The organism is Anaerolineae bacterium (assembly GCA_016931895.1).
GTDB lineage: Bacteria > Chloroflexota > Anaerolineae > 4572-78 > J111 > JAFGNV01.
Map to the genome: position 1 here is coordinate 1 of JAFGDY010000110.1, position 8,369 is coordinate 8,369.

10 protein-coding genes are annotated in these 8,369 nt (G+C 51.3%); 7 read left to right on the top strand and 3 right to left on the bottom strand.

What is annotated here, in order from left to right; translation table 11 throughout:
* Nucleotides 1–787 precede the first annotated feature (787 nt).
* Nucleotides 788–1,360, bottom strand: a complete 573-nt coding sequence (locus JW953_08510; protein ID MBN1992736.1) for a hypothetical protein — start codon at nucleotides 1,358–1,360, stop codon at nucleotides 788–790.
* Between the two features lie 51 nt (nucleotides 1,361–1,411).
* Nucleotides 1,412–1,564, bottom strand: coding sequence for a hypothetical protein (locus JW953_08515; GenBank protein MBN1992737.1), 153 nt, complete (start codon nucleotides 1,562–1,564; stop codon nucleotides 1,412–1,414).
* A 563-nt stretch (nucleotides 1,565–2,127) separates the two neighbouring features.
* On the opposite strand from JW953_08515, the gene JW953_08520 reads away from it, so the two are divergent.
* Nucleotides 2,128–2,937 (top strand): cytochrome P450, encoded by an 810-nt coding sequence (locus JW953_08520; protein ID MBN1992738.1) that lies wholly within the window; start codon nucleotides 2,128–2,130, stop codon nucleotides 2,935–2,937.
* A gap of 112 nt (nucleotides 2,938–3,049) precedes the next feature.
* Nucleotides 3,050–3,844 (top strand): lycopene cyclase domain-containing protein, encoded by a 795-nt coding sequence (locus JW953_08525; GenBank protein MBN1992739.1) that lies wholly within the window; start codon nucleotides 3,050–3,052, stop codon nucleotides 3,842–3,844.
* Here the strand turns inward: JW953_08525 and JW953_08530 are convergent.
* On the bottom strand, nucleotides 3,837–4,295 hold the full coding sequence (locus tag JW953_08530; GenBank protein ID MBN1992740.1) for a hypothetical protein: 459 nt from the start codon (nucleotides 4,293–4,295) through the stop codon (nucleotides 3,837–3,839). The two genes, JW953_08525 and JW953_08530, sit on opposite strands and share 8 nt — an antisense overlap.
* 504 nt (nucleotides 4,296–4,799) lie before the next feature.
* Here JW953_08530 and JW953_08535 point away from each other — a divergent pair.
* From JW953_08535 to JW953_08555, 5 genes are read left to right on the top strand one after another with little or no spacing between them, the layout of a single operon-like run.
* Entirely contained in the window at nucleotides 4,800–5,045 is a 246-nt protein-coding gene (locus JW953_08535; GenBank protein MBN1992741.1) for a hypothetical protein, read from the top strand.
* Nucleotides 5,042–5,521 carry an alpha/beta hydrolase gene (locus JW953_08540; GenBank protein ID MBN1992742.1) on the top strand — a complete coding sequence of 160 codons (480 nt, stop codon included), beginning with the start codon at nucleotides 5,042–5,044 and terminating at the stop codon, nucleotides 5,519–5,521. The genes JW953_08535 and JW953_08540 overlap by 4 nt, the downstream gene beginning before the upstream one ends.
* A gap of 5 nt (nucleotides 5,522–5,526) precedes the next feature.
* Nucleotides 5,527–6,234, top strand: coding sequence for a carotenoid biosynthesis protein (locus JW953_08545; protein MBN1992743.1), 708 nt, complete (start codon nucleotides 5,527–5,529; stop codon nucleotides 6,232–6,234).
* Entirely contained in the window at nucleotides 6,213–6,818 is a 606-nt protein-coding gene (locus JW953_08550) for a glycerol-3-phosphate acyltransferase (GenBank protein ID MBN1992744.1), read from the top strand. Before JW953_08545 ends, JW953_08550 begins: the two co-directional genes overlap by 22 nt.
* A 59-nt stretch (nucleotides 6,819–6,877) precedes the next feature.
* Nucleotides 6,878–8,038: a glycosyltransferase gene (locus JW953_08555; protein ID MBN1992745.1), complete on the top strand. Its 1,161-nt coding sequence runs from the start codon at nucleotides 6,878–6,880 to the stop codon at nucleotides 8,036–8,038.
* Nucleotides 8,039–8,369 lie beyond the last annotated feature (331 nt).

Sequence of the window (8,369 nt, forward strand, 5' to 3'; positions counted from 1 at the left end):
CTCAAGCCTCCTATGGTCAATTTGAACCATAGGTTATCACAAAATGCTTAGCTTTGGAAGACCCTTTTTTAGCATTGAACAGCCCTGATCGCTGGGGTCAATCCCTGGGGTTGTTGCTCCTGGATTAGCATACAGATTAGCATATGCGACCAAGAACAAATCACGGTGTCGAATATTGTGATACACTCGTTTCAGTTCGGCGTTGTTTTCGCCTCTTTTTCTGACTATTTCTAGATATTTTTGGGCAAAAAGCATTTCGCTTGTCCTTTCTTGATATTTAGAAATGAACTTACCTGCTTCCCTTCGCCAGACTGATGGCTCTGCCTGTACCATCAGTGTTTGGATGTGGTAGGCTTTTCCTACCGCTGACTACTATGGAAGCTCCGTGACCATATACCTCTCGGTACTTAGGCCATCCCGCGTTCCGTACAGACTGAACATTTCTAGGCTGATTTAGATGCTCCGTTCGTATCCTTGCCGTTCCTCGTTGGAACGTGGTCTCATCAGATACCTTTCGGAAAGTCATAAATTGAAACTTTCTTACTGACGAGATACAGGTTTCAACTGGTCTTCCTGTATACCTTTCGATTTGGCCCTGGATACTAGAATTCAGGCAATCCAGCTTTCACCTTGTCAGCCAGCCCTTGCGTAGGCGTCTTGGCAATTTCCAGCTTGCCTCACCCCGCTTTTCCGAGATGCTGTGTTCACCGCTCGGTTTCCTCTGCGGCTAACTCGGATGGACTTGTAGGTTGTCAGGTATCTTCCTACAGAACCCTGTGGGTTCAATTCAGTCTGCCGTGACACGGCGCACGTTTATCTCGAACCACTCGGCTTGCTCAACCAGATTGGCCAGGTGGGCGAGTGATTCCCACCAGCCCACCTGGGTTACGTCGCCATAGACCTTGAGTTCGTCCGGAAAGTGCTGCCGGATGAGGCCCAGGCCCAAATTCAATCGATGGTGGTCCAGCAGATGGCGCCGCACCGCGGCCACTTTGACCGGCTGCAGCCGCCAGAGCAGGGCCCACGGTTTCAAGCGGGGCGCAGTGGTACTCAAAACCCCAGCGGCACCTGGGGCAGGGGTGTGGGGGGTACCCTTGAGATTGATGGTGAAACTCTGGGCGTGCCAGGTCCGTCCCCCCTCGTGAAAGTAGTAACCGCACGCTCCGACCACCCGTCCCCCGCTGAGACGCCCCAGGATAGCGGCCGTTTTGGGCGTCAATGGACTTTCGCGCACGATCACGCCCCGGTACCGCGACAGGGGTTTGCCGCGCCCCCACAGGCGCATGGCCGTGGTGGCCGCGGCGCCGGTCACCTGCTCCAGGGCGTGAATGCCCACGATGACGCCCAGAATGCTACCCACCCGTGGCGCTCGTTCACCCAAGCCCTTCAAACCCAAAAAGGCCCCGGTGATCTATTCGACCCGTTCCGGGATTTGGTCCAGACCGGTCAAGTCCCGGTAGGTACTCCAGCTGCCCAGGGTATTGAGGTAGCGGCTGACCTGGCCCCAGATACCGTTGCGCCGGGCAGCGTTGCCGGCCCGCCGCCCATTTTTCTCACAACTCAAGATTTTCCTCCCGGCGGCCAGTGCAGGTGCGCCTTCTGTGCGTTCCAACGTAACTGCGAAATAAGCAGTTTTTCCAACGTAAACGCGAAAAAAGTACCCATGTTGCTTCTCAAAATTCCAATGTAACTGCGAAATATGAGACAAAATTGGGCGGCAGAGTGGTATCTACCACCCAATTCTGCTTTAGCCAGATTTTGGTTTGATTCGCCGAATTGCTTTTCCAGCGTAATCGCGAAAAAAGTTCACTTTTTGTACCCTTGGATTTTCCAGCGTAACCGCGAAATATTCTCCCTGAAATCGGCGTTTCAACTGAATTGTGAACGAATTTAGAGTAAAACAGGTTCGACCGTTGAACTTTTTTCGCACTTACATTGGAATCTTGGATTTTTCACACTCCATAAAATGCGTTTTTTAGCCTGTTTGAACTTTTTTCGCACTTGTACTGGATTCGGTAACTTTTTTCGCACTTACACTGGATTATTTCGCGTTTTGTCTCGGAAAATGATCAATACAGCCTTATTCAGTTTTTCCGATATTTCAGTTAATCGACCACAAAATTAGTCATGCTGAGCGAATACAATCAAATCTTGCGTCCAAATTTGCGGCAATTAGTCAAATTCTTGGGTTTCCCAAACTTTCATTTCATTTCGCAGTTACTTTGGAACGTACAGGATGATTATCTGTACCACCTTATTCGTGCGCGACGGGAAAATGTGGGTGAAGCCAACGATCTGCTGGGGCAGTTGGTTACCGACCCCGATCTGAGCGACGAATTGATCCGCGACCAGTTGCTGACTATGCTCATCGCCGGTCACGATACCAGTACGGCTTTACTGGCGTGGGTATGGTATCTGTTGGGAAGCCATCCAGAGGCGATGCAGCGAATACAAATTGAAGTTGACTCGGTGTTAGGAGGTAACTCGCCGTCACCTGCTCAATTATCCCAACTGTGTTATCTGGAGCAGGTGGTCAAAGAAACGCTACGGCTTTATCCACCCATTCACCTCGGTACACGCATGGCTGCAACAGATTTGGAGTTTCAGGGATATCGAATTCCAGCGGGGCAGCGAGTGCTTTATTCAATCTATCTCTCGCACCGGCATCCAAAGTATTGGTCCAAGCCGAATCAATTTGACCCCGATCGGTTTTCCCCGGAGCGGGAAAAAGCTCTACCGCCCTTTCTTTATGTTCCTTTTGGCGGCGGGGCGCGGATTTGTTTGGGCTTTCTGTTTTCTCAAATTGAGGCGAAAGTGGTTTTGGCCCGAATCTTGCAGAATTTCACCCTGGAGTTAATTGATGAGAAGGTGAGTCCACATATGGGAGCGACATTGGAGCCTAGACCTGACGTAATGATGCGGATTCATCAACGTTAAAAGGATGTTACGCAGAGTTTCACAGTGAATACGCAGAGAAAAATATTGATATTCTCTGTGTATCCCTGTGATGGCTCCGTGTAACTCTGTGTCCCATAAACTGGAGTTTATCGTGACTTACTTCGGCTTTTTAGCCTTGTTTTTACTTATACCATTAGTAGTGCTGGGGGTGTTAACCTGGCGAGACCATCGCCGGGGCGTTACTTTGCCCAAAGCGTTGCAGAACTATCCGGCGTGGATAGTTTTGGTAGCGCACGTTATTGTGGCTGTAGTTTATACCACGCCGTGGGATAATTATCTGGTCGCCACTGCTGTGTGGTGGTACGATCCCGCATTGGTTACCGGAATAACTATCGGTTGGGTACCGATTGAAGAATATACCTTTTTTATCCTGCAAAGCTTTTTGGCCGGATTGTGGCTGCTCTATTTGGCTCGTCGGATGAAGTTTGGCACCGGGGTTATTGCGTGTGCTCAACAGATCCGCAGGATTTCAACATTATTTTTGGGGTTGATCTGGTTGGTTTCAGTGGGTCTACTGGTGAGCGAATGGTCACCGGGTACGTACCTGGCCTTGATTTTGGTGTGGGCCTTGCCGCCCATCATGTTGCAAACCGTCTTTGGTGCCGACATTCTCTGGCGTCATCGGCGGTTGGTTGTGTCCGCGCTATTACCGCCGCTGATCTATCTCAGCATTGCTGATGCGTTGGCTATTACTGCGGGAACGTGGACAATCAGCCCGGCGCAATCATTGAACATTTATTTGGCCGGATATTTGCCTCTTGAGGAATTCATTTTCTTTTTGATCACCAATGTGTTGGTGGTGTTTGGCATGACCTTGGTGTTGGCCAGAGAGAGTCAAGCCCGAGTACCGGCAGTGCTGCGCAATCAATTAGCAAAAATCAGCTGAAGTTTTTTTCCACTGCTGTTCTTAATGTCTCGCCCTTTTCCGTGGTAAATTCCCCTTCTGTTTTCCATAATACCTTGCCCGCTGAAGTAAGCAGAAGCACGTAAATACTTTGCTCATGCGGTATTCCCAATGCGGCCCGAAAATTTGTTTTATCGAGATACAGCGTTACCGTGCGTTCGCGCGCTTTGGGATTGGGAATCCCTGCGCGCATACCTTCATTGATGAATGTCCGGCTTAAAATATTCATCCGCCGAATCACGGGCAGTTCGTAGTAACGTACCCCGGCATATTCTTGCTCCAATTGCTCGGCAAATGGAAGCCACGTATCCACCTGGCGTTGCTGCCATTGCTGAAAAGCAACCAACGCAATCACCAATTCACCGGCAAAATCTTCAGGCAGGGACAATTTTTCTCGCTTTAAATTGGCTCCACTTACATTTGGGAACAACATAGTTTAGCCTCCTTTGTCAATGTTTTGTCTGAATACATCTAAACTTTATTATAAAAGAAAGTTAATAAAAAGACAAATTATAGACAAAATATTGACAATACAAGATTTCTATGTTATAGTTTTACTATCGATCAACACCAATCGATCTTAACAATTTAGATGCAACTAGAAAATAAATTATTCATATGGTATTCACCATCAGGAGTTATGGTTATTCTATATGGTATTTTCTGCGGGCCAAATAGAATCAACCAACCGAACCAAAAAAACTGCACCGCAATATATGGTTTTAGTTCTATGAAAACACAAAGCATCTGGCAATTTCAAAAAATCCTCACCCGTCGCCTTTTTGTGTGGAGCGGCGTTAGTGTTGCCGCCGGGTTGGGTATGCAATCGGGGGGTGAGTTTTGGCGCGGCGTTGGCGCTCAGGCTATTGGGTGGGGCGCCATTGACGCTATCATTGCCTGGTTTGGCCAATACTCAGCCATAAGAAAACAAGCTAAATTGCCCGACCCGCAATCCCCAGTCGTGGTGGTTAAAGAAACACGCAACCTCCAACGTTTGTTGTGGGTTAACACCGTTCTAGATGTATTTTATGTAACGGGCGGTCTATTGTTGGCCTTGACCAAGGGAAAAACCAACCGCACCTGGCGCGGACACGGGTGGGGCATCATAATTCAGGGAGGATTTTTATTTCTGTTTGATCTGTATCATGCCCTGCGGCTGCCACCAAAGGAGATGAACCAGTGAACCGAATTCCAGTGCATATCAAACCCTTCCAAGGTGACGAACACCAGCCTTTTTACTGGAACGGTGGTCAACCGGCAGCATTGCTGGTACACGGATTTCCCGGCACTCCTGCCGATCCGCAAGTTCGACACGGTATCAGCAATTTCCTCCCCGACGTTGATCTGGATGATCCCGACGTACAAGCTGAAATTCGAGACTTCTCCATCCCCACCCGGATTTTTGAGCAATTGGCGCGCGTTGGCAATGAAGCCTATCGGGTAGCGCCGCACATCAATACACCAACATTGATTGTGCAGGGCACCCAGGATAACACCGTTCCGGCCCACCGTACCCGCCGTTTGTTACAACAATTGCCTGGCCCAGTCCATTACAAAGAAACAAACACCGGACACGATTTGACCCGTGCCGATGATCCCGGCTGGCCCGATGTGAGGCGAGCAGTCGTGTCATTTTCTCAAACCGTACTCATTGGGTAATAACCATGATCTCACTACCCATTGTACGCTATGTTTGGGATGAACCGGGCGTGCGTTGGGGTGTTATGGCTGGTGTAGTGTTGCAGACGATCACGGTTTTGTTTATTCTTTACAAGGCTTGGGGAGCGGTACGAACCATATTCACCGCTCTTGGCGTGAGTATCCTGGCCTGGTCTGCCGAAGCCATAGGCGCATCAACCGGATTATTGTTTGGCGCCTATCACTACACCGATAAACTACAACCGCAACTGGGCCATGTGCCGCTGCTGATCCCTCTGGCCTGGTTGATGATGCTCCCAGCCGCCTGGGCAGTGGCGCAGCGGCTCACCGGCTCAACTCACGGCTGGCGGTTTGTGGCAATCAGTGCCATGGCCCTAACGGCTTGGGATCTATTTTTAGACCCGCAAATGGTAGCCTGGGGATTGTGGGTGTGGGAAAACCCCGGCGGCTATTTTGGCATTCCGTGGCATAATTATCTGGGGTGGCTGGCGGTGTCGGCCATAATGACGATGTTGCTGCGACCGCCGAAATTGCCGCTGTTTCCCTTATTACTCATTTACACCATCACCTGGACGTTAGAAACTATTGGCTTGCTGGCGTTCTGGGGACTTCCCGGCCCTGCCCTGGTAGGTTTTGTGGTGATGGGCTTGTTGGTGGTGTTGGCCTGGTCAACAAAACAGGAGGAGACACAATGGTTACCCTCATCTGGATGATAATAGCCTTTGTCTGCGGCGCGCTGCCGTTTTCGGTGTGGGTGGGAAAACTGGCCCTGCGCACCGAAATCCGTAACTATGGCGACCACAACCCCGGTGCCACCAATGTTATTCGCGCCGGTGGTTGGAAATGGGGTATGCTGGCGCTTCTGCTGGATTATTTGAAAGGGGCCATTCCGGTAGGAATAGCCTATTTTTTTGTCGGCCTCGACGGCATTCCACTGGTGTTGGTTGCGCTGGCGCCGGTGCTGGGGCATGCTTACTCACCGTTTTTGGGTTTTCACGGCGGTAAAGCCGTCGCCGTCACCTTTGGTATCTGGACCGGCTTAACTCTGTGGGAAGTGCCTATGGTGTTGGGCTTGCTATTGGGATTGTGGTTTGGTGTCGTCGCCATATCGGGATGGGCGGTAATGCTGGCCATGCTGGGGCTGTTGATTTACCTGCTCATTTTTCATCCCGGTCCGATTTTGCTGGCCGTGTGGGGCGGCAATACGTTGATATTGGCCTGGAGACATCACCAGGAATTAATGCAGCCACCTGGCCTGCGCCCTTGGCTGCAAAAGCGAATGAGCACCCATGAATGATCTTTACCCGGATTTTGGCCTAACATTAACGGCAAACACGTTTTGATAGGAGGTAGGATATGACCACTATCTTCCTTTTTGTCACAGCCGTCCTGGTTACCGGGATTCTGATTGGCATCACCGCGATCGCCATAATTAGCGCTCTCACCTTTCCGCGACTGGGCCAATCTTCCGGCACAAACCACCAGCCCCGCGTTTCCATTCTTGTTCCGGCCCGCAACGAGGCAAATGTGATCAATGGCACCGTGCGCCGTTTATTAGCCCAAACATATCCTCATTTTGATATTCTTTTGCTCGATGATAATTCCACCGACGACACTGCCGTCATTGCCCGCGCTGCCGCCGGAGATGACCCACGTTTGATAGTTCTTAACGGTGATCCGCTGCCAACTGGCTGGTTGGGCAAAAACTGGGCTTGCCACCAATTGGCTCAAGCGGCTCAGGGTGATTTGCTCATCTTCACCGATGCCGACGTCATCTGGTCGCCCGATGCGCTGACGGGATTGGTGGCCAAAATGGAACAATCCGGCGCCAACCTGCTGACCGTATGGCCCACTCAGATCACCGTCACCTGGGGCGAGCGATTGGTGGTGCCGTTAATGGCGCTGGTGATTTTGGGGTACTTGCCGCTGCCGTTGGTCAATAAAACCCGCTGGGCCTCGTTTGCCGCGGCAAACGGACAACTGCTGGCCTTTCGACACGAGGCTTACAATGCAGTTGGCGGACACCAGGCCGTACGCAACGAAACTGTGGAAGATATTGTGCTGGCCCGGCGCGTGAAGCAACGGGGATTGCGGTTGTGGATGGCCGATGGCGCGGGTGTGATCTCTTGCCGGATGTATCAAAATTGGCCGGAAGTGCGCGATGGTTACGCCAAAAATATCATCGCCGGATACGGGAACAGCGTTTTTCGGCTGGCCGCAGCCACCGTGTTTCACTGGCTTATTTTTCTGGCTCCGTGGCTGTGGCTGGTTTTCGGCTGGTTGGGCGAATTCCCTGGCTGGCCCTTGTGGCCGTTAGTGTTGATTGGTCTTGGGGTCGGCGTGCGTATGCTCACCGCTGCCGCCACTCGCCAGCGGTTGGGCGATGCCCTATTGTTGCCGGTATCGGTGCTGCTGATGACGCGTATTGCCGGGCAAGCGGTGTGGTGGCGCTGGCATGGCGGCCCGCGCTGGAAAGGCCGGACGATTGGACAAGGGGAGGATGTGGTTCGTGGCTAAACCAGTTGTGGTGATTGGCGCAGGGATTGGCGGGTTAGCCGCGGCCTGTGCTGGATACTTTACGCATCCGCCGAGGAAACGAGGGTTTTCGACGCGAAATTCACCAATCTGAGGGGAGTTTTGGGTCGAAAAGCTGCCAGACAAGGGCAGGAAAAGACAAACTAAATGCGGCGTAGACTGCTCAGATTTCGTCATTATTTAGTTTGTCTCTTACCACCCTATAGTACCCGCTTCACCTTTGAACGGCCCGACAATATCGCTGGTAATCCAACCGCCATAGAAATCGCCGGCTTGTGCTTGTACTCGTTCTCCATCAACGTAACAAGCATCC